The organism is Agromyces allii (assembly GCF_009749385.1).
GTDB classification, from domain to species: domain Bacteria; phylum Actinomycetota; class Actinomycetes; order Actinomycetales; family Microbacteriaceae; genus Agromyces; species Agromyces allii.
In genome coordinates, this window is record NZ_WBIN01000002.1 from 155,723 (window position 1) to 179,864 (window position 24,142).

A 24,142-nucleotide genomic window follows, 5' to 3' on the forward strand; every position below is an offset into this window, starting at 1 on the left:
CGGTGCTGGCGATGGTCACTCGACGGCCACGGAGGTGATGGTCACCGGAACCACCGGCGCGCCGTCGGTGCCGCCGTCGACGACGCCCGCGTCGATGACCTGCGCCTGCAGCTGGTCGAGCCCGCTCGTGACGCGGCCGACGACCGTGTACCCGCCGATGCCGTCTTCCGACGGAAGCGTCGTGTCGCCGTAGACGATGAAGAACTGGCTGCCCTGGCTGTAGCCGTTGGCGCTCTGACGGGCCATCGCGATCGTGCCGGCGGGGTACACGCCGTCGTCGGGGTCGTTCTCGACCGGGCCGTAGCTGTAGCCGGGTCCGCCGGTGCCGTCGCCGTTCGGGTCGCCGCACTGGAGCACGAAGAGGCCGCTCGTCGTCAGGCGGTGGCATCCGACGCCGTCGTAGAAGCCGGACTGGATGAGGCTGATCTCGCTCGAGACCGCCTGCGGGGCGGCTGCGCCATCGAGCTCGATGCCGAGCGGGATGTCGTTCAGCGTCATCGTGCCGGTCCAGGTGCGGCCCTCGGCGATGTCCGACGAGGGGACGTCACCGGTGTTCTGGCCGGCCGCGTCGGTCGGGGGAGCGGTCGTGGCCTCGGGGCTCGCGACGGGCTCGGGCGTGCCCGGCCCGCCGTTGAAGAAGAGCAGTTGGGCACCGGTCGCGATCACGAGGACGACGACGAGCGCGACGACCGCGATCACGTTGTCGCGCGTGCGTCGACGCACTTTGCCCTCGTGGACCTGCTGTCGTGCCTGGTAGGTGCGAAGTCGCGCTCGTTCCTCGCGCGCCTGACGATCGTTGGATACCACGCATGCTCCTTCTGGGGATTCCTGCGAGCAGACTCTACGCAAGCACAGGTTCCGGCACCAATCGCGGGCCCGCACGTGTCGCGACGTCGCGACGGCGCGGTCGGCTGTCGGATGCCGCGGCTACGCTTGATCGCATGGTGGACACCGCGCAGGGCCTGCGCTCCGGCGCGACGCCGTTGGCCGTGCGCATGCGCCCGACGAGCCTCGACGAGGTGGCCGGGCAGCGGCACCTCCTGTCGCCGGGTTCGCCCTTGGTCGCCCTCGCCGGAGACCGCACCGGCGAGTCGGGTTCGGTGTCGGTGATCCTCTGGGGGCCGCCCGGCACGGGCAAGACGACGCTCGCGCAGGCGATCGCACGGTCGTCGGGCCGCAAGTTCGTCGAACTCTCCGCGGTCTCCGCGGGCGTTCGCGACGTGCGCCAGGTCATGGAGGAGGCGCGGTCGAGCCGCGACCTCTACGGCGTCTCGACCGTGCTGTTCCTCGACGAGATCCACCGCTTCACGAAGGCCCAGCAGGACGCCCTGCTGCCCGGCGTCGAGAACGGCTGGGTGATCCTCGTCGCCGCGACCACCGAGAATCCGTCGTTCTCGGTCATCTCGCCGCTGCTCTCCAGATCGCTGCTGCTCACGCTCGAGCTGCTCTCCGACGACGACCTCGGCGTGCTCGTCGACCGCGCGGTCGCCGATCCCCGCGGGCTCGCCGGCGCCGTCGACCTCGAGCCCGAGGCGCGGGCGGCGATCGTGCGACTCGCCTCCGGCGATGCCCGTCGCGCCCTCACGGCGCTCGAAGCCGCATCCGTCGCCGCGGTCGGCGTGCTCGCCGACGAGGTGCGCGAGGCCGAGTCCGCCGCGGCCGACGTGGCTAGCGCGGACGACCCGGGCGACGACGACGAAGTCGACGCCGATGAGACCGACGCCGACGAGACCGAGGCGGAGGGGGCGGATGCCGCGTCGCCGCGTCGAGCCCTCATCACCGCCGAGCTCGTGGCGCGTGCCGTCGACCGCGCGCTGCTGCGGTACGACCGCAACGGCGACGAGCACTATGACGTCATCAGCGCGTTCATCAAGTCGGTGCGCGGCAGCGACGTCGACGCCGCCCTGCACTACCTCGCGCGCATGATCGAGGCGGGCGAGGACGCCCGGTTCATCGCGCGCCGCATCATCGTGCTCGCGTCCGAGGACATCGGCCTGGCGGATCCCTCGGCGCTCGGTGTGGCCGTCGCCGCAGCCGACGCCGTGCAGTTCATCGGCATGCCGGAGGGTCGCATCCCGCTCGCGCAGGCCGTCGTGCACCTGGCCACCGCACCCAAGTCCAACGCGGCCTACGTGGGCATCGACAAGGCCATCGCCGACGTTCGCGCCGGCAAGGCCGGGCGGGTGCCGAAGCACCTGCGCGATGCGCACTATCCCGGCGCGAAGCGCCTCGGGCACGGCAAGGGCTATCTCTACCCCCACGACGACCCGATCGGCGTCGTCGGGCAGGAGTACCTGCCCGACTCGTTGCGCGGCGCCGTCTACTACGAGCCGACCGAGCACGGCAACGAACGCGAGGTGTCGGCGCGGCTCGCGAAGCTGCGGCGCATCGTGCGCGGGGGAGCGAAGGGCCGCTAGTGCACTCGCCGGCGGCGCACGGGGCCGGGCACGCGGCATCCGTCGTGGTACGATGGTCGCTGGCCTGAAGCCTGATGCTCGAGCGCGGCTGCGAGAGCGTCACCGGCGAACGGGTGCGATCTGTAGCCGATCCACCCTTGGCGAATCCCTCTGACACAGTTTCCGGCGCACGATCGCGCCGCGATTTCACTTGAGATTCTTCCGAAAGGACATTCGTGTCGAACCAGTCACGTAGCAAGACCCGCCTCTCCCGCGCCCTCGGTGTCGCCCTGACCCCGAAGGCCGCGCGCTACATGGAGAAGCGCCCCTATGCTCCCGGCGAGCACGGTCGCACCAAGCGCAAGCAGGACAGCGACTACGCCGTCCGTCTGCGCGAGAAGCAGCGTCTGCGCGCCCAGTACGGCATCCGCGAGAAGCAGCTGAAGATCGCCTACGTCGAGGCCAAGCGCACCGCCGGCCAGACCGGTGAGAACCTGGTCGAGCTGCTCGAGATGCGTCTCGACGCGCTCGTGCTGCGCGCCGGCTTCGCCCGCACCATCACGCAGGCCCGCCAGTTCGTCGTGCACCGTCACATCCTCGTCGACGGCCAGCTCGTGGACCGCCCCTCCTTCCGCGTGAAGCCGGGTCAGCTCATCCACGTCAAGGCACGCTCCGAGGGCACCGAGCCCTTCCAGGTCGCAGCAGCCGGCGGTCACGTCGACGTGCTCCCCAAGACCCCGGGCTACCTCGAGGTCGAGCTCGACAAGCTCCAGGCCAAGCTCGTCCGTCGCCCGAAGCGCGCCGAGGTCCCCGTGACCTGTGAAGTGCAGCTCGTCGTCGAGTACTACGCCGCTCGCTGATCCAGCGTTCGTCGACAGGGGTCGTGGAGAGTTCTCTCCACGGCCCCTGTGCCGTATCTGGCGTCGGCCCGCGACATCCGCGCCGCCACTAGACTGATCCAGAAGACGCGGCGGCACGCCGGGCTGTTCGATCGCCCGAGACCCGTCGGCACGACAACCCCGAGGGAGCACTTCGTGAAGAGCATTCTGTGGTTCACGGTCGGCATCATCGCCGGCTTCGTGGTCGCGCACCAGGTGAACCAGACCGCGCAGGGTCGCGAGTTCTTCTCGTCCGTCGATGCCAAGGCCAAGGCCTTCGGGCGCGCCGTCGCCGACGGCTACCACGAGCGCGAGGCCGAGCTGAGGTCCGTCGCCGACGACCTCGTCGACTGACCCGGCGTCTTCACTTCCTTCCACCCGGGGGCGACTCCGGCAGCAGAACCCAGAACGGAATCATGCAGACCGCAGACATCCGCCAGCGCTGGCTGGACTTCTTCGCACGCCGCGGACACACCGTCGTGCCGTCCGCCTCGCTCGTCTCCGACGACCCCACGCTGCTCTTCACGGTCGCCGGCATGGTGCCGTTCGTGCCGTACCTCACGGGCATCGTGCCCGCGCCGTACCCTCGGGCCACGAGCGTGCAGAAGTGCATCCGCACGAACGACATCGAAGAGGTCGGCAAGACGCCGCGCCACGGCACGTTCTTCCAGATGAACGGCAACTTCTCGTTCGGCGACTACTTCAAGGAGGGCGCCATCTCGATGGCGTGGGAGCTCCTGACCTCCTCCGAGGCCGACGGCGGCTACGGCTTCGCACCCGAAGACCTCTGGGTCACGGTCTACGAAGACGACGACGAGGCGATCGAGCTCTGGAAGAAGGTCGCGGGCCTTCCCGACGAGCGCATCCAGCGTCTCGGCAAGGACACGAACTACTGGCACACGGGCCAGCCCGGCCCTGCAGGCCCCTGCTCCGAGATCTTCTTCGACCGCGGCCCCGCGTACGGCATCGACGGCGGTCCGGCGACCGACGACGACCGCTACGTCGAGATCTGGAACCTCGTCTTCATGCAGTACCTGATCGACGACGTGAAGTCGAAGACCGACTTCCGCATCGTGCGCGAACTGCCGAAGAAGAACATCGACACCGGCATGGGCCTCGAGCGCGTCGCCTTCATCAAGCAGGGCGTCGAGAACATGTACGAGATCGACCAGGTCCGACCGGTCCTCGACCGCGCCGCCGAACTCTCCGGCCGCGCCTACGGCGCGAACCACGACGACGACGTGCGCATGCGCGTCATCGCCGACCACGTCCGCTCGGCCCTGATGCTCATGAGCGACGGCGTCGCGCCGTCGAACGAGGGTCGCGGCTACATCCTGCGCCGTCTCCTGCGCCGGAGCATCCGCGCGATGCGACTGCTCGGCGTCGAGGGTCCGACCTTCCGCGAGCTCTTCGCGGCCTCGCGCGACGCGATGAAGGCCGCCTACCCCGAGGTCGAGCGCGACTACGCCCACATCGAGCAGCTCGCACTCGGCGAGGAGGCGATCTTCCTCCGCACGCTCGAAGCCGGAACCTCGATCCTCGACGGCGCCGTCGGCGAGACGAAGGCGGCCGGCAATGCGGAGCTCGCGGGCAACACCGCGTTCCTGCTGCACGACACGTACGGGTTCCCGATCGAACTCACGCTCGAGATGGCCGACGAGGCCGGCATCGCCGTCGACCGCGTCGCCTTCGACGAGCTCATGACGGCCCAGCGCACCCGTGCCAAGGCCGACGCGAAGTCGAAGAAGAAGGTGCTCGCCGACCTGTCGGTGTACGCCGACTACCGCGCCAAGGGCGAGACGGTCTTCACGGGCTACACCGAGCTCATGACGGAGTCGAGCGTGCTCGGCCTCCTCGTCGACGGGCACCCCGTCGCCGCGGCGGTGGCCGGTCAGACGGCCGAGGTCATCCTGGCCGAGACCTCGCTCTACGCCGAGTCCGGCGGTCAGGCGCCCGATCAGGGCCGCATCGTCGGCGACGGGTTCGAGCTCCAGGTGCTCGACGTGCAGAAGCCCGTCAAGGGCCTGATCAGCCACACGGTCAAGGTGCTCTCGGGCGAGGTCGGCGTCGGCGTGCCGGCGACGTCCGTCGTCGACGAGCAGTACCGCCGGGGCGCGACCCAGGCGCACTCGGGCACGCACCTCGTGCACGCAGCCCTCCGCGAGGTGCTCGGCCCGAACGCGCACCAGTCCGGTTCGTACAACAAGGCCGGCTACCTGCGCCTCGACTACGGCTGGAACCAGGCGCTCTCGTCCGAGACCCGCTCCGAGATCGAGGAGATCTCGAACAACGCGGTCCGCGACAACCTCGAGGTCGTCACGCGCGAACTGCCGCTCGACGAGGCCAAGGCGCTCGGCGCGATGGCGCTCTTCGGCGAGAAGTACGGCGACGTCGTGCGCGTCGTCGACATCGGCGGGCCCTGGTCCCGCGAGCTCTGCGCCGGAACCCACGTGCGCTCCAGCTCCGAGATCGGCATGATCAACATCATCGGCGAGTCCTCGGTCGGCGCCTCGAACCGCCGCGTCGAGTCGCTCGTGGGCCTCGACGCGTTCCGCCGGTTCGCCGCAGAGCGCGCGCTCGTCTCAGAGCTCAGCGCGAACCTCAAGACGCGCCCCGACCAGCTCGTCGAGCGCATCGGAGACCTGGTCGCGAACCTGAAGTCCGCCGAGAAGCGCATCGCGCAGTTCGAGGCCAAGGCGCTCACCGACCGGGTTCCGGCTCTCGCCGCGAACGCGGTGCGCACGGGCGACGTGCTCCTCGTGGCCGAGACCGTCGGCTCGCTGGGCTCCGGCGACGAGCTGCGCTCGCTCGCGACCGCGGTGCGGGGCAAGCTGGGCGACGCGGCATCCGTCGTGGCGTTGACCGCAGAGGTCGGCGGCCGACCGGTCGCCATCGTGGCGACCTCGCCCGCCGCGCGCGAGGCCGGCGCGAACGCCGGGGCGCTCGCGAAGGCCATGGCGGGCGTGCTCGGCGGCGGCGGCGGCGGAAAGCCCGACCTCGCGCAGGGCGGCGGCAGCGACCTCTCGGCGATCCCAGCTGCGCTCGACGCGGTCCGCCGCACGTTCGCGGGCTGATCCGATGCGTTCCGGTGCGCGACTCGGCATCGATGTCGGCCGAGCGCGCATCGGCGTCGCCCGCAGCGACGGCGCGGGCATGATGGCCGTGCCGATCGAGACGGTGCCTCGTGCGAGCGACGGCGATGCCGACATCCGCCGGGTCCTCGAACTCGCCGAGGAGTACTCGGCTTTCGAACTCGTGGTCGGGCACCCGCTGTCGATGTCGGGCGCGGCGACCCCCTCGACCGACGACGCGGTCGCGTTCGCCCGACGGCTCGCCGACCGCGGCGCCGTCGTGCGACTCGTCGACGAGCGGCTCTCGACGGTGAGCGCCCAGCAGGCGCTCAGAGCCTCGGGTCGCTCGACTCGCACGCAACGTCCAGTCGTCGACCAGGTCGCGGCCGTTATCATTCTGCAACACGCACTCGACAGCGAGCGCTCCTCCGGAAATCCCCCCGGGCGTGCGCTCGACCCCGACGAAGGGCCGTCCACCCTGTGACTCAGCTCCCCCCAGAGCGCCGTGATCCGAACACCCAGCGTCCAGCCACCGACTGGCACGCGCTGCTCAATGGCGAGGCCCAGGCGGATGCCGCGCGCCGGGCGGCTGCCGCGCAGACCGCGCAGCAGGCCGCCGTCGACGCAGCCGGCGCGGCGGCCGAGCCGGCGCAGCCGCTGACCCGTCGTGAACTGCGCGAGCGCGAGCAGCGCGCCCAGGAGGCGCAGGCCGCGCAGGCGCCGTCCGGCGCGCAGGCGCGACCCGCCGGATCCCCGACGTCGGACGTGCAGCCGTCCCGGGTTCCCGAGTACGCCGCGGCTCAGGCGACGGGGCGTCAGCAGCCCGCCGGCGCGGGCCCGTACGACGAGCCCGCCCGTGCCGAGACCCCGGTCGACCCCTTCGTCGCCTCGCGCGTCGATCGGCGAGCGAACGCCTACGACGACTACCACGAGCCGAAGAAGAAGCGCCGTGGTCCGTGGGGCTGCCTCATCGGGCTGCTCATCGTGGGTGCGCTCGTCGCGGGCGCCGCGTTCTTCCTGCAGGGTCCGATCTCGGCCGTGATCGCGCATTTCACGCCGGCCGCCGACTACGAGGGCGCCGGCACGGGCGAGGTCGTCTTCATGATCCACGACGGCGACACCGGGTCGAGCATCGCGGAGAACCTCGCCGCGCAGGATGTCGTAGCGTCGTACGACGCCTTCTACGACCTGCTCCTCGCGCAGAGCCCCGAGCCCGAGTTCCAGCCCGGTGCGTACCGGTTGGCGAACCAGATGAGTTCGCAGGCCGCGCTCGACGCGCTGACCGACCCGGCGAACAAGCTCGAGAACACGTTCGTGATCCCCGAGGGCACCGCCCTGCCCGATGTGCTCGTCTCGGCATCGGAGGGCACGGGCATCCCGTTGGAGGAACTGCAGGCCGCTGCGGCCGAATCGCCGCAGTCGTACGGGCTCCCGGCGGAGGCGAAGACGCTCGAGGGATTCCTGTTCCCGGCGACCTACACGCTCGATCCGGGCATCGATGCGCGCGGGGTGCTGCAGACGCTCGTCGACCGCCAGTTCCAGGCGCTCGACGAGGCGGGGGTCGCGCCCGCGGACCGGTGGAAGACCGTGATCCTCGCCTCGATCGTGCAGCGCGAGGCCGGCTCGAACACCGACGACTTCCCGAAGATCGCCAGGGTCTTCCAGAACCGTCTCGACCAGGGCATCAACCTCGAGTCCGACGCGACGGTCGCGTACGGCACGGGCAACATGCACACCGTCTGGACCACCGACGAGGAGCGCGCCGACGCGAGCAACCTCTACAACACGTACGCCAACCCTGGCCTGCCCGTCGGACCGATCGGCAACCCGGGCGACGTCGCGATCAACGCGGCCCTGCACCCCGCCGACGGGACGTGGCTCTTCTTCGTGCCGGTGAACCTCGCCACCGGCGAGACGGTGTTCTCGACCACGGTCGACGAGCACGACGCGGCGGTCGCGCAGCTGCAGGAGTGGTGCGCGGCGAGCGACGAGAACGCGGCCTACTGTGAGTGATCGGCCAACGCGTCTCGCGGTGCTCGGCAAGCCGATCGCGCATTCGAAGAGCCCGGGTCTGCATCGGGCGGCGTACCGTCGGCTGGGCCTCGACTGGCAGTACGACCGCATCGAGGTCGACGGCGCCGGCGTCGGCGAGTTCGTGACGGGTCGCGACGACTCGTGGCGCGGGCTCTCGCTGACCATGCCGCTCAAGTACGACGTCGTCCCGGTGCTCGACGAGCTCGACGCCATCGCCCGGATCACGGGTGCGGCGAACACCGTGCTCTTCGACAGCGGACGGCGGCTCGGCTTCAACACCGACGTCGGCGGCATCGTCCGCTCGCTCGGCGAGGCGGGCGTCGACCAGGCGCGCACGGCGATCGTGATCGGCGGCGGCGCGACCGCGGCATCCGCACTGGTGGCCCTCGCCGAGCTCGGCGTCGCCCACGTGCGGCTGCTGCTCCGACGCCCGGAGGCAGGCGCCGCCCTCGTCGAGCTCGGTCGCTCGGTCGGCGTGCGGGTCACGCCAGAGCACATCGGCGAACTCGCCGGCGCCGAGCCCGTCGACGTGGTCGTCAGCACGCTGCCCGGCGGCACCGACGCCGGCGTCGCGGCATCCGACGCCCTCGTCGGGGGAGCGCTGCTGCTCGATGTCGCGTACGCGCCGTGGCCGACGCCGCTCGCCTCGCAGTGGCTCGCAACGGGCGGTCGCGTCATCGACGGCAGCGGGATGCTGCTGCACCAGGCGCTCCTCCAGGTGCGCGTCTTCGTCGGCGGCGACCCCACGGTGCCGTTGCCCGACGAGCACGACGTGCTCGCCGTCATGCGCGAATCCCTCTGACGCGGCTGTGGGAGGATAGAGCACATGCTTCGTTGGCTTACTGCCGGAGAGTCGCACGGCCCTGAGCTCGTCGCGATCCTCGAGGGTCTTCCCGCCGGTATCCCCGTTTCACTCGATGACATCCGTGCCGATCTGGCGCGCCGCAAACTCGGCTACGGCCGTGGCGCGCGCATGAAGTTCGAGCAGGACGAGCTCGCGATCTCCGGTGGCGTGCGCCACGGGCTCAGCCTCGGCAGCCCGATCGCGGTGCGCGTCGGCAACACGGAGTGGCCCAAGTGGCAGGAGGTCATGAGCCCGGAGCCCATCGATCCCGCCCGGCTCGGTCGTGGTCGCGGCGCCGCACTCACGCGCCCTCGCCCCGGTCACGCCGACCTCGTCGGCATGCAGAAGTACGACTTCGACGAGGCGCGACCCGTGCTCGAGCGGGCCAGCGCCCGTGAGACGGCGGCGCGCGTCGCCCTCGGCGCGATCGCCCGCAGCTTCCTCTCCGAGCTCGGCATCGAGCTCGTCGCCCACACGATCGCGATCGGCCCGGTCCGCGTGCCCGAGGGTCGGCCCCTTCCGCTCCCGGCCGACGTCGACGCGCTCGACGCCGACCCGCTGCGCTGCTTCGACGCCGAGACCTCGGTGCTCATGGTCGCCGAGGTCGACGCGGCCCACAAGGACGGCGACACGCTCGGCGGCGTCGTCGAGGTGCTCGCCTACGGCGTGCCCCCGGGTCTCGGCTCGCACGTGCACTGGGACCGCAGGCTCGACTCGCAGCTCGCCGCAGCGCTCATGGGCATCCAGGCCATCAAGGGGGTCGAGGTCGGCGACGGCTTCGAGACCACGCGTCGCCGTGGTTCCGCCGCGCACGACGAACTCCACCTGTCCGACGGCCGCATCGTGCGATCGAGCGATCGCGCGGGCGGCACCGAGGGCGGCATGTCCACCGGCACCGTGCTGCGCGTGCGGGCCGGCATGAAGCCGATCGCGACCATCCCGCACGCCCTGCCGACCGTCGACATCGCCACGGGCGAGGCGGCAGCCGCGCACCACCAGCGATCGGATGTCTGCGCGGTCCCCGCGGCCGGCGTCGTCGCCGAGGCGATGGTCGCGCTCACCCTCGCGAACGCCGTGCTCGAGAAGTTCGGCGGCGACTCCGTCGGCGAGACGCGTCGCAACCTCGAGTCCTACCTCGCGGCGATCCCCGACGCGCTCCGTACGGAGGTCGTCGCAGCCGGCGCCGCACCGGTCCGTGGCTGACGACGGGGCGCCCGCCCTGCAGCTCCCGCTCGTGCTCATCGGCCCGATGGGCGCGGGCAAGTCCCGCGTCGGCGGACGGCTCGCGACATCCGTCGGCGTGCCGTTCATCGACACCGACGCGCGCATCGAGGAGCGGCACGGCCCGATCGACGAGATCTTCGCACGCGACGGCGAAGCGGCCTTCCGGGCATTCGAACGCGAGGTGGTGGCGGAGGCGCTCAACGAGCACGCCGTGGTCTCGCTGGGCGGCGGCGCAGTGCTGCACCCCGACACGCAAGCCGATCTGGCGGATGCCGCCGTGGTCTGGCTGACGGTGACGGCCGAGGCGGTCGCCGTGCGCCTCGTCGGCGGCAACCGCCCGCTGCTCGCAGGCGGCGGCATCGAACGCTGGAAGGCCATCCAGGTCGAGCGGGAGCCGGTCTACGCCTCGCTCGCCGACCTCGAGATCGACACGTCGCGCCGCTCGGTCGCACGCATCGTCGAACAGATCACCGAGCGCTTCGGAGGAACACGATGACCGCAGCCGCGCCAAGCACGAGCATCCGCGTCGGGGGAGAGGGCGGCTACGACGTCGTCATCGGCAACGGCGTGCTCGCCGGCCTCGGCGACGCCCTCGGCCCCGCCGTCAGGAAGGTGCTCGTCGTGCATCCGGCGACGCTCGGCGCGCGCGCCGCGGCCCTGCGCGAGGCGCTCTCCGATCGCTTCGAGGTGCTGCTCGCCGAGATCCCCGACGCCGAGGCCGGCAAGCGCATCGAGGTCGCCGCGTTCTGCTGGCAGGTGCTCGGCCAGGCCGACTTCACGCGCAGCGACGCGGTCGTCGGCATCGGCGGCGGCGCCGTGACCGACCTCGCGGGCTTCGTCGCCGCGACCTGGCTCCGGGGCGTGCGCGTCGTGCAGGTGCCGACGACGGTGCTCGGCATGGTCGACGCGGCCGTCGGCGGCAAGACGGGCATCAACACGAACGAGGGCAAGAACCTCGTCGGTGCGTTCCACCCGCCGGCTGCGGTGCTGTGCGACCTCGATCTGCTCGACACGCTCCCGCGCAACGAGATCCTCGCGGGCTTCGCCGAGATCGTGAAGGCCGGGTTCATCCGGTACCCCGAGATCCTCGACACCATCGAGGCCGACCCCGACGCGGCGACCGACCCGACGACGCCGCAGTTCCGCCGGGTCGTCGAGCTCGCGATCCAGATGAAGGCCGACGTCGTCTCCGAAGACCTCACCGAGCAGGGCCTCCGCGAGATCCTGAACTACGGGCACACGCTCGGCCACGCGGTCGAGCACGCCGAGCGGTACCAGTGGCGGCACGGCGCGGCGATCTCGGTGGGCATGGCGTTCGCGGCCGAGCTCGGACGCCTCTCCGGGCGGCTCTCCGACGAGGTCGCCGACCGCCACCGCAGCATCCTCGAGCTCCTCGGCCTGCCGACGAGCTACCCGGCGGGCCGGTGGCCGACGCTCCTCGCGACCATGCAACGCGACAAGAAGTCGCGCGGCGGGCAGCTGCGGTTCATCGTGCTCGACGACCTCGCCAAGCCGACGGTCATGCAGGCGCCCGACCAGTCGCTGCTCTTCGCGGCGTATCAGGAGATCGGTTCCTGAGCCCGCACAGGCGGTCGCGGGGCGTCGCACCGCGCGAGGGGCGGATGCCGCGCCGATAGGCTTCCTGTCATGACGACGATCCTCGTGCTGAACGGCCCGAACCTCGGCCGGCTCGGCACACGCGAACCAGAGGTGTACGGCAGTGAGACGCTCGCCGACATCGGAGCCGGGCTCGCGGCATCCGTGCCCGACGGGGTCGAGATCGACCTCCGCCAGTCCGACGACGAGGCCGAGCTCATCGGCTGGATCCACGAGGCCGTCGACCGCAAGCTGCCGGTGGTGCTGAACCCCGCGGCGTTCACGCACTACAGCTACGCGCTCCGGGATGCCGCGGCGCAGCTGAAGCAGACGGGCGTGCCGCTCGTCGAGGTGCATCTCTCGAACCCGCACGCCCGTGAGACGTTCCGCCACACGAGCGTCATCTCGGGTGTCGCGACGGGCGTGATCGCGGGTTTCGGCCCCGACTCGTACCGCCTCGCCGTCGAGGCCGTTCTGCGTTCGCTCGGGTGAGTCGACTACACTCGATCAGTCGCACACGTTCGTCGTGCGCCCGAAACTTTCACCGAATCGAACGGAATCACCTTCATGGCAAGCACCGCTGACATCAAGAACGGCGTCGTCCTCTCCATCGACGGGCAGCTCTGGAGCGTCATCGAGTTCCAGCACGTCAAGCCCGGCAAGGGTGGCGCGTTCGTGCGCACCAAGCTGAAGAACGTCGTGTCGGGCAAGGTCGTCGACCGCACCTACAACGCGGGCGCGAAGATCGAGATCGAGAACGTCGACCGTCGCGACTTCAGCTACCTGTACGCCGACGGCGACGGCTTCGTGTTCATGGACACGTCCGACTACGACCAGATCACGGTTCCGGGCACGGTCGTCGGCGACGCCGCCAACTTCATGCTCGAGAACCAGGCCGTGACGATCGCCCTGAACAACGGCAACCCGCTCTACGTCGAACTGCCGGCATCCGTCGTGCTCGAGATCACGTACACCGAGCCCGGCCTGCAGGGCGACCGGTCGACCGGCGGCACCAAGCCCGCCACCGTCCAGACCGGCTACGAGATCCAGGTGCCGCTGTTCCTCGAGACCGGCACCAAGGTCAAGGTCGACACCCGCGACGGCTCCTACCTCGGGCGCGTGAACGACTAGTGAGTGCACGCACGAAGGCGCGCAAGCGCGCCCTCGACCTGCTCTACTCCGCCGACATGCGGCAGGTTCCGGTCGAGCAGCTGCTCGTGACCGAGGCCGAGCGTGCGGCGGGCGAGCCCGAGCGTCAGAAGTCGTGGCTGTACGCGCGCGAGATCGTCGACGGCGTCGTCGATCACCGCGAGGAGATCGACGAGCTCATCACGACGCACTCGCGCGGCTGGACCCTCGAGCGCATGCCCGCCGTCGACCGCGCCCTGCTGCGCATCGGCGCCTGGGAGATCCTCTACAACGACAGCGTGCCCGACCCCGTCGCGATCTCCGAGGCGGTCGAAGCGGCCACCGTGCTGTCGACCGACGACTCGGCCGGGTTCGTGAACGGCCTGCTTGCGGCCATCTCGCACTCCAAGGCCTGACGGCACCACCTCGAACGGCGGCCGACGATGATGCATCGTCGGCCGCCGTTCGTCGTGTTCCGCGGAACCGCGGCCCGGTGCTGACCCCGAGACGCGTTCAGCGATGCCACCGACCCGGGTTCAGCGGAGGCCCCGACGTGCGGTGAACGGGTTCCCGATGAGATTGGCGATGTCGCCTCGTGCGGCCGCCGTGGATGCTCTTCCGCGGCACGCCACCTCCTCGGAAGGAAACTCCCCGCATGTCCAGCACCACCCTCGTGAGCGGTCGCACCTCGACCGCCGCCTCCCTCGACACGATCCTCGATCGCGCCGAGGCCGCGCAGGCCGTCGCCCAGCGCTTCCTCGCTCGCACCTCGGTGCCGTCCCTGCGTGTCGCGCTCGGCCTCGTCTTCCTCGTCTTCGGCGCCCTGAAGTTCCTTCCCGGCGTGAGCCCCGTCGAGGGCCTCGTCTCCCGGACGTGGAACGCACTCTCGTTCGGGCTGATCGACGGCTACGCCGCCCTCGCGCTCACGGCGACGCTCGAGGTCCTCGTGGGCCTGACGCTCGTGACCGGCGTGTTCGTGCGCATCGGGCTCCTCGCCCTCGCCGGAACCTTCGTGGGCATCTTCTCGCCGCTCGTGTTCTTCGGCTCGGAGCTCTTCACGACGGCGGGCCCGACGCTCACCGCGCAGTACATCCTGAAGGACGTCGTGCTCGTCGCCGCAGCCATGGTGGTTGCCGCGACCGCGCTGAAGCGCCCGATCCGCCGGTGATCGCTCCCCACGACTCCGCACGCAGAAGGGCCACGCCGGATCCGGCGCGGCCCTTCTCCGCGTCGGAAGGCCGATCAGGCGGCTGATAGGCTTGCGGAGTTGGCAACCTTTAAGGCCGTCCCGTGAGGCGGAGAAGGGAGTCGGTCTGATGGCGCGCACAGTGCTCAATCACGCTGACATATCGCGGGCGTTGACCCGCATCGCTCATGAGATCCTCGAGTCCAATCGCGGCGCGACCGATCTCGTCATCCTCGGCATCCCGACGCGAGGCACCGTTCTGGCCCGTCGCATCGCCGAACTCATCCAGCGCATCGAGCCGTCCGCCCCCGTGCAGCTGGCCGGGTCGCTCGACGTGACCATGTACCGTGACGACCTCTCGCGCAGCGGCATCCGAATGCCCTCGCCCACCGAGCTGCCGCCCGGCGGCATCGACGGCAGGACGGTCGTGCTCGTCGACGACGTGCTCTACTCCGGTCGCACCATCCGCTCCGCCTTCGACGCCCTGAGCGATCTCGGCCGGGCGCGCGCCGTGCGACTCGCCGTGCTCGTCGACCGCGGCCACCGCGAGTTCCCCATCCGGGCGGACTTCGTCGGAAAGAACCTGCCGAGCGCCGCGAGCGAGCGCATCAACGTGCGGCTCACCGAGGTCGACGGCGGCGACGACCACGTCACGATCGAGGGAGGCGCCGAATGAGGCACCTGCTCAGCACCAGAGGGCTCGCCCGCGACGAGGCGATCGCGCTGCTCGACATCGCCGAGGACATGGCGGCCGTGCAGCACCGCGAGGTGAAGAAGCTCCCGACCCTGCGCGGCAAGACCGTGGTCAACCTCTTCTTCGAGGACTCCACGCGCACGCGCATCTCGTTCGAGGCCGCGGCGAAGCGGCTGTCGGCCGACGTCATCAACTTCAGCGCCAAGGGTTCGAGCGTGTCGAAGGGCGAGAGCCTGAAGGACACCGCGCAGACCCTGCAGGCCATGGGCGCCGACGGCGTCGTGATCCGCCACCCGGCATCGGGCGCGCCGTACACGCTCGCCACGAGCGGCTGGATCGACGCCGGCGTCGTGAACGCGGGCGACGGCACGCACGAGCACCCCACGCAGGCGCTGCTCGACGCGTTCACGATGCGCAGCCGACTGCACGGGGCCGCGAGCCGCGGCAAGGGCCTCGACGGCGTCCGGGTCGTGATCGTCGGCGACATCCTGCACTCCCGCGTCGCCCGCTCGAACGTGTGGCTGCTCTCGACGCTCGGCGCCGAGGTCACCCTCGTCGCCCCGCCGACGCTCGTGCCCGTCGACACCGCCGGCTGGCCGGCATCCGTCGCCTTCGACCTCGACGAGGCGCTCGCGACGAAGCCCGACGTGGTGATGATGCTCCGCATCCAGGCGGAGCGCATGCACGGCTCGTTCTTCCCGAACAGCCGCGAATACGCACGGACCTGGGGTCTCGACGATGCCAGGTTCTCCCAGTTGCCCACGACTACGATGGTCATGCATCCCGGGCCGATGAACCGAGGGCTGGAGATCTCCGCCCTCGCGGCGGACTCCGCGCAGTCCACGGTCAGGGAGCAGGTCGCGAACGGAGTATCAGTGAGAATGGCCGCCCTGTATCTGCTGCTTTCGGGCGAGCGAGGTGAGCTGCGATGACCGAGTCGTTCCTCATCACGGGCGCGACGCTCCCTTCGGGCGAGCGCGCCGACATCCGCATCGCCGACGGTCGCATCATCGAGGTCGGTCGCATCGCGGATGCCGCGGGCGCGACGATCGTCGACGCCGACGGCCTGATCGCGCTGCCGGGGCTGGTCGACCTGCACACGCACCTGCGCGAGCCCGGCTACGAGCAGAGCGAGACCGTGCTCACGGGCACCCGGGCGGCTGCGGCCGGCGGGTTCACGGCGGTCTTCGCGATGGCGAACACCTCGCCCGTGGCCGACACGGCCGGCGTGGTCGAGCAGGTCGCGAGCCTCGGCACCGCCGCCGGCTACGCCACGGTGCAGCCGATCGGCGCCGTCACGGTCGGGCTCAAGGGCGAGCAGCTCGCCGAGCTCGGCGCGATGGCCCGCTCGCGCGCCGGCGTGCGCGTCTTCAGCGACGACGGGTTCTGCGTGTTCGACCCGCTGCTCATGCGCCGCGCCCTCGAGTACGTCAAGGCGTTCGACGGCGTCGTCGCCCAGCACGCGCAGGAGCCCCGGCTCACGCAGGGCGCGCAGATGAACGAGGGCGCCCTGTCGGGCGAGCTCGGACTCGCCGGATGGCCCGCGGTCGCCGAGGAGTCGATCATCGCCCGCGACGTGCTGCTCGCCGAGCACGTCGGCAGCCGCCTGCACGTCTGCCACGTCTCCACCGCCGGATCGGTCGAGGTCATCCGCTGGGCCAAGGCCCGCGGCATCGACGTCACGGCCGAGGTCACCCCGCACCACCTGCTCCTCACCGAGGAGCTCGTCGCGAGCTACGACCCCCGCTACAAGGTGAACCCGCCCCTGCGTCGGGCCGAAGACGTCGAGGCGCTGCGCGCGGCCCTCGCCGACGGCACGATCGACATCGTCGCGACCGACCACGCCCCGCACCCCATCGAGGCGAAGCAGAGCGAGTGGGATGCCGCGGCGAACGGCATGGTCGGGCTCGAGTCCGCGCTCTCGGTCGTGCACGCCTCGGTCGTCGAGAACGGCCTGCTGGGCTGGTCCGACGTCGCGCGCGTGCTCTCCTCGACGCCTGCCCGCATCGGTCGCCTGGCCGGACAGGGCCAGGGCATCGTCGCGGGCGCGGCACCCGAGGTCACGCTCTACGACCCGTCGGCGGCATCCGAGTTCGCGCTCGACCGCCTCGCCGGTCGCAGCATCAACTCGCCCTACCTCGGCCGTGCGCTGCCCGGCCGCGTCGTCGCGACCTTCCACGCCGGCTACGCCACGCTGCTCGACGGCGTCGTGCAGCCCGCCGACGAGGTCGCCCGTCGCGCTGCCGCGCTCGTCGGAGGTGCCCGTGGATAAGTGGATCGGCGCGATCGTCGCGCTCGTCGTCGTGGGCGGACTCCTCTGGCTCGCGTACCGCGCCTGGCGCAGGCGCGAGGTGCGCGACGCGACCCTGTCGGCCTACCCGCTGCCGAAGCTCGAGAGCGAGCCGCTCCTCGAGACCGAGGTGCTCTACGTCGCGACCACGCCGATCGGCTCGCCGCTCGAGCGGCTCGCCGTGCAGGGCCTCGCGTTCCGCGGGTCCGGACGCATCGAGGTCTTCCCCGAGGGCGTCGTGCTCCGCATCGCGGGCGAGCAGCCCTCGTTCGTGCCCTCCGTACGGCTCGTGTCGGCGGGCGAGGCGACCTACGCCATCGACCGCGGCGTCGAGCCGGGCGGACTCGTCGCGCTCAGCTGGATCGTGGACCTCCACGACGCCGAGCCCGAGCAGGTCGCCCCGTACGTCGACAGCTACCTCCGCGCCCGTCACCCGGGCGACTCGGCGCGCATCATCGCCGCCGTCAACGACATCGCTGCAGCACGCACCGTGACGCAGCCCCACCATGAGAGCGAGGCCTCGGATGACTGAGACCACCACCCGCCTGCACGAGCCCGCTGTGCTCGTGCTCGAGGACGGCACCCGCTACGAGGGCCGTGCCTACGGCGCCCGCGGACGCACCCTCGGCGAAGCCGTCTTCGCGACCGGCATGACCGGCTACCAGGAGACGCTGACCGACCCGTCGTACGCCGGGCAGATCGTCATGATGACCGCGCCGCACGTCGGCAACACGGGCATGAACGACGAGGACATGGAGTCGGCGCGCATCTGGGTCGCCGGATTCATCGTGCGCGACCCCTCCCGCGTCGTCTCGAACTTCCGCTCGCAGCGGAGCCTCGACGACGACCTCGCCTCGGCGGGCGTCGTCGGCATCAGCGGCATCGACACGCGTGCACTGACCCGTCACCTGCGCTCGGCCGGCTCGATGCGCGCCGGTGTCTTCTCCGGCGACGACGTCGCGCTCTCGCACGGCGAACAGCTCGAACTCGTGCAGACGGCCGCCGAGATGAGCGGCCGCAACCTCTCGGGTGCGGTGTCGACGACCGAGGCGTACCAGCTGCCGGCGACCGGCGAGCGCGTCGGCACCGTCGCGGTGCTCGACCTCGGCGTCAAGACCTCCACGCTGAACTTCCTCGCCGAGCGCGGCTTCGACGTCCACGTCGTGCCGCAGTCGGTCACCGCCGAGGAGGTGCTCGCGCTCGCGCCCGACGCGCTCTTCTTCTCGAACGGACCCGGCGACCCTGCGGCATCCGATCGCCATGTCGAGATCCTCCGCAGCGCGCTGCGCGCCGGCGTGCCGTACTTCGGCATCTGCTTCGGCAACCAGCTCCTCGGCCGCGCACTCGGGTACGGCACCTACAAGCTGCCGTTCGGTCACCGCGGCATCAACCAGCCCGTGATCGACCGCGCCACCGGCCGTGTCGAGATCACCGCGCACAACCACGGCTTCGCGGTGGACGCCCCGATCGACCGCATCAGCGAGTCGAGCGAGGGCTTCGGCCGTGTCGAGGTCAGCCACGTCGACCTCAACGACAACGTCGTCGAGGGCCTGAACTGCCTCGACATCCCCGCCTTCTCGGTGCAGTACCACCCGGAGTCCGCGGCCGGCCCGCGCGACGCCAACTATCTCTTCGACCGGTTCCGCGACATGGTCATCGCGAGCAAGGAGAACCAGGCCTGATGCCCAAGCGCGACGACATCAACAGCGTCCTCGTCATCGGATCCGGTCCGATCGTCATCGGACAGGCGGCCGAGTTCGACTACTCGGGCACCCAGGCGTGCCGGGTGCTCCGCGCCGAGGGGGTGCGCGTCATCCTCGTGAACCCGAACCCGGCCACGATCATGACCGACCCCGACTTCGCCGACGCGACGTACATCGAGCCGATCACGACCGAGATCATCGAGTCGATCATCATCAAGGAGCGGCCCGACGCGGTGCTGCCGACGCTCGGCGGCCAGACGGCGCTGAACGCGGCCATCGCCCTCGAAGAGGCCGGCATCCTCGCCAAGCACGGCGTCGAGCTCATCGGCGCGAAGGTGGAGGCCATCCGCAAGGGCGAGGACCGCCAGCTCTTCAAGGACCTCGTGATCGAGGCCGGCGCCGGCGTCGCCCGTTCGCACGTGGCCAAGACGCTCGAAGACGCGAAGGTGTTCGCCGAGGACCTCGGGTACCCGCTCGTCGTGCGCCCGTCGTTCACCATGGGCGGGCTCGGCTCGGGGTTCGCGTACACCGAGGAGGACCTCGTGCGCATCGTCACACAGGGCCTCCACGACTCGCCCACGACCGAGGTGCTCCTCGAGGAGTCGATCCTCGGCTGGAAGGAGTACGAGCTCGAGCTCATGCGCGACACGGCCGACAACACGGTCGTCGTCTGCTCCATCGAGAACGTCGACCCCGTCGGCGTGCACACCGGCGACTCGATCACCGTGGCGCCCGCGCTGACGCTGACGGACCGCGAGTACCAGAACCTCCGCGACATCGGCATCGACATCATCCGTCGAGTCGGCGTCGACACGGGCGGCTGCAACATCCAGTTCGCGATCGACCCCGCCGACGGCCGCATCATCGTCATCGAGATGAACCCGCGCGTGTCGCGTTCCTCTGCGCTCGCGTCGAAGGCGACGGGCTTCCCGATCGCGAAGATCGCGGCGAAGCTCGCCATCGGCTACCGCCTCGACGAGATCCCGAACGACATCACCAAGGTCACGCCCGCGAGCTTCGAGCCCACGCTCGACTACGTCGTCGTCAAGGTGCCCCGGTTCGCGTTCGAGAAGTTCCCGGCCGCCGACCCGACGCTGACGACCACCATGAAGTCGGTCGGCGAGGCCATGGCCATCGGCCGCAACTACGCGACCGCGCTGCAGAAGGCGCTCCGCTCGCTCGAGAAGCGCGGCTCGTCGTTCCACTGGGGCGAGGAGCCCCGCACGGTCGAGGAGCTGCTCGCTGAGTCGCGCATCCCGACCGACGGCCGCATCGTGCTCGTGCAGCAGGCGCTCCGCAAGGGCGCCACGATCGAGCAGGCGTTCGACGCCACGAAGATCGACCCGTGGTTCCTCGACCAGATCGTGCTGATCAACGAGGTCGCCGACCAGGTCGCCGCAGCCGAGAACCTCGACACCGACCTGCTGCTGCTCGCGAAGGACCACGGGTTCTCCGACGCGCAGATCGGCCAGCTCCGCGGCTTCGGCGAGGCAGATGCCCGCGAGGTGCGTCACATCCTCGGCATCCGGCCGGTGTTCAAGACCGTCGACACGTGCGCGGGGGAGTTCCCCGCGCTCACGCCGTACCACTACTCGAGCTACGACTTCGAGACCGAGGTCGCGCCGTCCGACCGCCGCAAGGTCATCATCCTCGGCTCCGGCCCGAACCGCATCGGCCAGGGCGTCGAGTTCGACTACTCGTGCGTGCACGCGTCGTTCGCGCTGTCGGATGCCGGCTTCGAGACCGTCATGATCAACTGCAACCCCGAGACGGTCTCGACCGACTACGACACGAGCGACCGGCTCTACTTCGAGCCGCTCACGCTCGAAGACGTGCTCGAGGTCATCCACGCCGAGTCGCAGTCGGGCGAACTCGTCGGCGTCGTCGTGCAGCTCGGCGGCCAGACGGCGCTCGGGCTCGCGAAGGGCCTCGAGGCTGCCGGCGTGCCGATCCTCGGCACGACCCCCGACGCGATCGACCTCGCCGAGGAGCGCGGGCTGTTCGCCGGCATCCTCGAGCAGGCGGGCCTGCTCGCGCCGCGCAACGGCACCGCGATCGAGCTCACGGGCGCCGTGCAGGTCGCCGAGGAGATCGGCTACCCGGTGCTCGTCCGTCCGAGCTACGTGCTCGGCGGCCGCGGCATGGAGATCATCTACGACTCGCCCTCGCTCGCCGACTACTTCGCGCGCATCGAGGGTCAGGGCATCGTCGGCCCGACGCATCCGCTGCTCGTCGACCGCTTCCTCGACGACGCGATCGAGATCGACGTCGACGCGCTGTACGACGGCACCGATCTCTATATCGGCGGCGTCATGGAGCACATCGAGGAGGCCGGCATCCACTCCGGCGACTCGAGCTGCACCCTGCCCCCCGTCACGCTCGGCCGCGCCGAGATCGACCGGGTGCGCGAGGCGACGCGTTCGATCGCCGAGGGCATCGGCGTGAAGGGCCTGCTCAACGTGCAGTTCGCGATCGGCGCCGGCGTGCTCTACGTGCTCGAGGCGAACCCGCGCGCGAGCCGCACCGTGCCGTTCGTCTCGAAGGCGCTCGGCATCCCGCTCGCGAAGGCCGCATCGCGCATCATGGTCGGTGCGACGGTCGCCGAGCTCATCGCCGAGGGCATGCTGCCCGCGGTCGACGGCTCGCGCGTGCCGCTCGACGCGCCCGTCGCCGTCAAGGAGGCCGTGCTGCCGTTCCACCGGTTCCGCACCAAGGAAGGCCTCATCGTCGACTCGGTGCTCGGCCCCGAGATGCGCTCCACGGGCGAGGTCATGGGCATCGACCGCGACTTCCCGCGGGCGTTCGCGAAGAGCCAGCTGGCCGCGTACGGCGGAATGCCGACCGGCGGCACCGTCTTCGTCTCGGTCTCCGACCGCGACAAGCGCTCGATCATCCTGCCGATCCTGCGCCTGCAGCAGCTCGGCTTCGAGATCGCCGCGACCGAGGGCACGGCCGAGGTGCTTCGTCGCAACGGCATCGCCGCACGCGAGGTGCTGAAGTACAGCGACAAGTCCGCTGCCGACGCGGTCTCGGTGGTCGAGCTCATCCACCGCGGCGAGGTCGACGTCGTCGTGAACACGCCGAGCGGTCGTTCGGCGCGCGCCGACGGATACGAGATCCGCGCGGCGGCCGTCTCGGCCGACGTGCCGCTGTTCACGACCATCGCCGAGCTGTCGGCCGCGGTCGCCTCGATCGATGCGGGCGGCGAGCCCTTCGAGGTGACCAGCCTTCAGGAGTACGCGATCCGCCGCGGAGCAACGGCATGAGCGAACCCATTCCCTTCGGCGAACGCCTCGCCTCCGTCTTCGCCGCCTACGGCCGGCTGTGCGTCGGGCTCGACCCCCATGCCTCGCTCCTCGAGCGGTGGGGGCAGCCCGACTCGGCCGAGGGCCTTCGCGAGTTCGGCCTGCGGGTCATCGAGGCGGCCGCGGATCGCGTCGGCATCCTGAAGCCCCAGATCGCGTTCTTCGAGCGTCACGGGGCCGCGGGCTACGCGGTGCTCGAGCGGCTGCTCGCCGAGGCGCGCGAGGCCGGCCTGCTGGTGATCGCCGACGTCAAGCGCGGCGACATCGGCACGACGGTCGAGGCGTACGGCGAGGCGTGGCTCCGTCGGGGCTCGAGCCTCGAAGCCGACGCCATGACGATCAGCGCCTACCAGGGACTCGGTTCGATCGAGCAGGTCATGGCCGCCGCCGAGACCGCGGGCAAGGGCCTCTTCGTGCTCGCCGCGACCTCGAACCCTGAAGCGGCGGCGATCCAGCGCGCCGTGCTCCAGCAGTCGAGCCGAGCGGGCCACACCGTCGCGGGCGCGATCACGCAGGGCGTCATCAGCTGGAACCAGGGTCGGGCGGATGCCGCGTCGAACTCGTTCGGCTCGATCGGCGTCGTGTTCGGCGCCACCACCGACCTCCGCGCCGCAGGAATCCCGACCGACGTCGATCCGCCGCGCCCCGGCCTCCCGGTGCTCGCGCCCGGATTCGGACACCAGGGCGCCGAGCCGGGCGACCTTCGCGTGCGGCTCGGCGGCTATGCTCCCGGCGTCATCGCGAACGAGTCGCGTTCGCTGCTGTCGGCCGGCCCCGACGGGCTCGCCGATGCGATCGCCCGCCGCGCCGACGAGTACGGAGCCGCCGGTGCCTGAGCAGACCACGAGATCCACCCCGCCCGAGGTCGACCGCGTCGCCGCATCCCGTGCGGCGGTCGCCGCACGGCGCGCACGCGCGAGCGTCAAGGCCGACATCGCCGCAGGCTTGCGGAGCCCCCTCGACGTGCTGCGTGCGGCGTTCGCCGAGGCCGACTCGCCGGAGGGACGCCTCCGGGTGACCGAGTTCCTGACGTCGATCCCGGCGATCGGGGTCACGAAATGCGCCCGGATCCTCGAGGAGCTCGAGATCTCGACCGCCAAGCGTCTCGGCGGCCTCGGCCGCCTGCAGCGCCGTCGCCTTCGCGAGTTCGTCGCATCCTGGGTCGCGTCGCACGGCGGCACCGGTGATCGCCTCGTGGTGCTCGCCGGCCCGACGGCCGTCGGCAAGGGCACGGTCGCGTCGTACATTCGTCGACACCACCCCGACGTCAAGCTGTCGGTCTCGGCGACCACGCGTGCGCCTCGCCCGGGCGAGGTCGAGGGGGAGAGCTACTTCTTCGTCGACGACGCCGAGTTCGATCGCATGGTCGAGGCCGGCGAACTGCTCGAATGGGCGACGGTGCACAACGCCTACCGGTACGGCACGCCGCGAGGACCGGTCGAGCAGGCGATCGCCGCAGGCGACAGCGTGCTGCTCGAGATCGATATCCAGGGCGCACGCTCGGTGCGTCGGGCGATGCCCGAGGCGACGCTCGTGTTCCTCCTGCCCCCGACCTGGGACGAACTCGTGCGCCGGCTCGTCGGCCGAGGCACCGAATCTCCGGCCGAGCAGCAGCGTCGGCTCGAGACCGCCAAGGTCGAGCTCGCGGCGGTCGACGAGTTCGATCATCAGGTCGTCAATCACGACGTGCCCGAGGCCGCGCAAAAGGTCGTAGACTTGATGAGGCCCCGTTCAGGGCGGCGTTGAGCTGCCCGGGTCACGATTTTCCGGCGCACGCGAGGTGCGCATGTTCG

General features: G+C 70.8%; 23 protein-coding genes. 22 read left to right on the top strand and 1 reads right to left on the bottom strand.

Annotated elements, in window-relative coordinates:
- Nucleotides 1-15 precede the first annotated feature (15 nt).
- Nucleotides 16-807 carry a peptidylprolyl isomerase gene (locus tag GQR16_RS03265; RefSeq protein WP_157413739.1) on the bottom strand — a complete coding sequence of 264 codons (792 nt, stop codon included), beginning with the start codon at nucleotides 805-807 and terminating at the stop codon, nucleotides 16-18.
- A 134-nt stretch (nucleotides 808-941) separates the two neighbouring features.
- On the opposite strand from GQR16_RS03265, the gene GQR16_RS03270 reads away from it, so the two are divergent.
- The 22 genes from GQR16_RS03270 (at nucleotide 942) to gmk (ending at nucleotide 24,095) form a co-directional block, all read left to right on the top strand.
- Nucleotides 942-2,417, top strand: a complete 1,476-nt coding sequence (locus GQR16_RS03270) for a replication-associated recombination protein A (RefSeq protein ID WP_157413740.1) — start codon at nucleotides 942-944, stop codon at nucleotides 2,415-2,417.
- A gap of 215 nt (nucleotides 2,418-2,632) precedes the next feature.
- Nucleotides 2,633-3,256, top strand: a complete 624-nt coding sequence (rpsD, locus tag GQR16_RS03275; protein ID WP_157413741.1) for a 30S ribosomal protein S4 — start codon at nucleotides 2,633-2,635, stop codon at nucleotides 3,254-3,256.
- A 174-nt stretch (nucleotides 3,257-3,430) separates the two neighbouring features.
- Nucleotides 3,431-3,628, top strand: coding sequence for a hypothetical protein (locus GQR16_RS03280; RefSeq protein WP_157413742.1), 198 nt, complete (start codon nucleotides 3,431-3,433; stop codon nucleotides 3,626-3,628).
- A gap of 62 nt (nucleotides 3,629-3,690) precedes the next feature.
- The gene (alaS, locus tag GQR16_RS03285) at nucleotides 3,691-6,348 is read left to right on the top strand and encodes an alanine--tRNA ligase (RefSeq protein WP_157413743.1); all 2,658 of its coding nucleotides are present in this window, start codon (nucleotides 3,691-3,693) and stop codon (nucleotides 6,346-6,348) included.
- Between the two features lie 4 nt (nucleotides 6,349-6,352).
- Complete coding sequence (gene ruvX / locus GQR16_RS03290; protein WP_157413744.1) at nucleotides 6,353-6,829, top strand: Holliday junction resolvase RuvX; 477 nt, start codon at nucleotides 6,353-6,355, stop codon at nucleotides 6,827-6,829.
- Nucleotides 6,826-8,358: an endolytic transglycosylase MltG gene (gene mltG, locus GQR16_RS03295; protein ID WP_211373420.1), complete on the top strand. Its 1,533-nt coding sequence runs from the start codon at nucleotides 6,826-6,828 to the stop codon at nucleotides 8,356-8,358. The genes ruvX and mltG overlap by 4 nt, the downstream gene beginning before the upstream one ends.
- Nucleotides 8,351-9,181: a shikimate dehydrogenase gene (locus tag GQR16_RS03300; protein ID WP_157413745.1), complete on the top strand. Its 831-nt coding sequence runs from the start codon at nucleotides 8,351-8,353 to the stop codon at nucleotides 9,179-9,181. The genes mltG and GQR16_RS03300 overlap by 8 nt, the downstream gene beginning before the upstream one ends.
- Nucleotides 9,182-9,205: 24 nt before the next feature.
- Entirely contained in the window at nucleotides 9,206-10,426 is a 1,221-nt protein-coding gene (aroC, locus tag GQR16_RS03305) for a chorismate synthase (protein ID WP_157413746.1), read from the top strand.
- Complete coding sequence (locus tag GQR16_RS03310) at nucleotides 10,419-10,943, top strand: shikimate kinase (RefSeq protein ID WP_246200458.1); 525 nt, start codon at nucleotides 10,419-10,421, stop codon at nucleotides 10,941-10,943. The genes aroC and GQR16_RS03310 overlap by 8 nt, the downstream gene beginning before the upstream one ends.
- On the top strand, nucleotides 10,940-12,025 hold the full coding sequence (gene aroB, locus GQR16_RS03315; RefSeq protein ID WP_157413747.1) for a 3-dehydroquinate synthase: 1,086 nt from the start codon (nucleotides 10,940-10,942) through the stop codon (nucleotides 12,023-12,025). Before GQR16_RS03310 ends, aroB begins: the two co-directional genes overlap by 4 nt.
- Before the next feature lie 69 nt (nucleotides 12,026-12,094).
- Nucleotides 12,095-12,535, top strand: coding sequence for a type II 3-dehydroquinate dehydratase (locus GQR16_RS03320; protein WP_157413748.1), 441 nt, complete (start codon nucleotides 12,095-12,097; stop codon nucleotides 12,533-12,535).
- Nucleotides 12,536-12,610: 75 nt separating this feature from the next.
- Nucleotides 12,611-13,174, top strand: a complete 564-nt coding sequence (gene efp / locus GQR16_RS03325; protein ID WP_067876070.1) for an elongation factor P — start codon at nucleotides 12,611-12,613, stop codon at nucleotides 13,172-13,174.
- Nucleotides 13,174-13,587, top strand: coding sequence for a transcription antitermination factor NusB (nusB, locus tag GQR16_RS03330; protein ID WP_067876073.1), 414 nt, complete (start codon nucleotides 13,174-13,176; stop codon nucleotides 13,585-13,587). The genes efp and nusB overlap by 1 nt, the downstream gene beginning before the upstream one ends.
- A gap of 239 nt (nucleotides 13,588-13,826) precedes the next feature.
- On the top strand, nucleotides 13,827-14,339 hold the full coding sequence (locus tag GQR16_RS03335) for a DoxX family protein (protein WP_157413749.1): 513 nt from the start codon (nucleotides 13,827-13,829) through the stop codon (nucleotides 14,337-14,339).
- A 145-nt stretch (nucleotides 14,340-14,484) separates the two neighbouring features.
- A complete protein-coding gene (gene pyrR, locus GQR16_RS03340) occupies nucleotides 14,485-15,033 on the top strand; it encodes a bifunctional pyr operon transcriptional regulator/uracil phosphoribosyltransferase PyrR (RefSeq protein WP_157413991.1) in 549 nt (182 codons plus the stop codon).
- Complete coding sequence (locus GQR16_RS03345) at nucleotides 15,030-15,983, top strand: aspartate carbamoyltransferase catalytic subunit (protein ID WP_157413750.1); 954 nt, start codon at nucleotides 15,030-15,032, stop codon at nucleotides 15,981-15,983. Before pyrR ends, GQR16_RS03345 begins: the two co-directional genes overlap by 4 nt.
- Nucleotides 15,980-17,323 carry a dihydroorotase gene (locus tag GQR16_RS03350; RefSeq protein ID WP_157413751.1) on the top strand — a complete coding sequence of 448 codons (1,344 nt, stop codon included), beginning with the start codon at nucleotides 15,980-15,982 and terminating at the stop codon, nucleotides 17,321-17,323. The genes GQR16_RS03345 and GQR16_RS03350 overlap by 4 nt, the downstream gene beginning before the upstream one ends.
- Nucleotides 17,316-17,873 (top strand): PH-like domain-containing protein, encoded by a 558-nt coding sequence (locus tag GQR16_RS03355; protein WP_157413752.1) that lies wholly within the window; start codon nucleotides 17,316-17,318, stop codon nucleotides 17,871-17,873. Before GQR16_RS03350 ends, GQR16_RS03355 begins: the two co-directional genes overlap by 8 nt.
- On the top strand, nucleotides 17,866-19,023 hold the full coding sequence (carA, locus tag GQR16_RS03360; protein ID WP_211373422.1) for a glutamine-hydrolyzing carbamoyl-phosphate synthase small subunit: 1,158 nt from the start codon (nucleotides 17,866-17,868) through the stop codon (nucleotides 19,021-19,023). The genes GQR16_RS03355 and carA overlap by 8 nt, the downstream gene beginning before the upstream one ends.
- Nucleotides 19,023-22,310 (top strand): carbamoyl-phosphate synthase large subunit, encoded by a 3,288-nt coding sequence (gene carB / locus GQR16_RS03365; protein ID WP_157413753.1) that lies wholly within the window; start codon nucleotides 19,023-19,025, stop codon nucleotides 22,308-22,310. The genes carA and carB overlap by 1 nt, the downstream gene beginning before the upstream one ends.
- Nucleotides 22,307-23,185, top strand: coding sequence for an orotidine-5'-phosphate decarboxylase (pyrF, locus tag GQR16_RS03370; RefSeq protein WP_157413754.1), 879 nt, complete (start codon nucleotides 22,307-22,309; stop codon nucleotides 23,183-23,185). Before carB ends, pyrF begins: the two co-directional genes overlap by 4 nt.
- Nucleotides 23,178-24,095, top strand: coding sequence for a guanylate kinase (gene gmk, locus GQR16_RS03375; RefSeq protein ID WP_246200459.1), 918 nt, complete (start codon nucleotides 23,178-23,180; stop codon nucleotides 24,093-24,095). The genes pyrF and gmk overlap by 8 nt, the downstream gene beginning before the upstream one ends.
- The last annotated feature ends 47 nt before the right edge of the window (nucleotides 24,096-24,142 follow it).

Coding starts and splice junctions, on each gene's coding strand:
- aroC (WP_157413746.1), top strand. CDS start 9,206: ATGCTTCGTTGGCTTACTGCCGGAGAGTCGCACGGCCCTGAGCTCGTC.
- GQR16_RS03350 (WP_157413751.1), top strand. CDS start 15,980: ATGACCGAGTCGTTCCTCATCACGGGCGCGACGCTCCCTTCGGGCGAG.
- carB (WP_157413753.1), top strand. CDS start 19,023: ATGCCCAAGCGCGACGACATCAACAGCGTCCTCGTCATCGGATCCGGT.
- aroB (WP_157413747.1), top strand. CDS start 10,940: ATGACCGCAGCCGCGCCAAGCACGAGCATCCGCGTCGGGGGAGAGGGC.
- carA (WP_211373422.1), top strand. CDS start 17,866: ATGACTGAGACCACCACCCGCCTGCACGAGCCCGCTGTGCTCGTGCTC.
- ruvX (WP_157413744.1), top strand. CDS start 6,353: ATGCGTTCCGGTGCGCGACTCGGCATCGATGTCGGCCGAGCGCGCATC.
- pyrF (WP_157413754.1), top strand. CDS start 22,307: ATGAGCGAACCCATTCCCTTCGGCGAACGCCTCGCCTCCGTCTTCGCC.
- GQR16_RS03335 (WP_157413749.1), top strand. CDS start 13,827: ATGTCCAGCACCACCCTCGTGAGCGGTCGCACCTCGACCGCCGCCTCC.
- efp (WP_067876070.1), top strand. CDS start 12,611: ATGGCAAGCACCGCTGACATCAAGAACGGCGTCGTCCTCTCCATCGAC.
- alaS (WP_157413743.1), top strand. CDS start 3,691: ATGCAGACCGCAGACATCCGCCAGCGCTGGCTGGACTTCTTCGCACGC.
- GQR16_RS03345 (WP_157413750.1), top strand. CDS start 15,030: ATGAGGCACCTGCTCAGCACCAGAGGGCTCGCCCGCGACGAGGCGATC.
- GQR16_RS03320 (WP_157413748.1), top strand. CDS start 12,095: ATGACGACGATCCTCGTGCTGAACGGCCCGAACCTCGGCCGGCTCGGC.
- GQR16_RS03270 (WP_157413740.1), top strand. CDS start 942: ATGGTGGACACCGCGCAGGGCCTGCGCTCCGGCGCGACGCCGTTGGCC.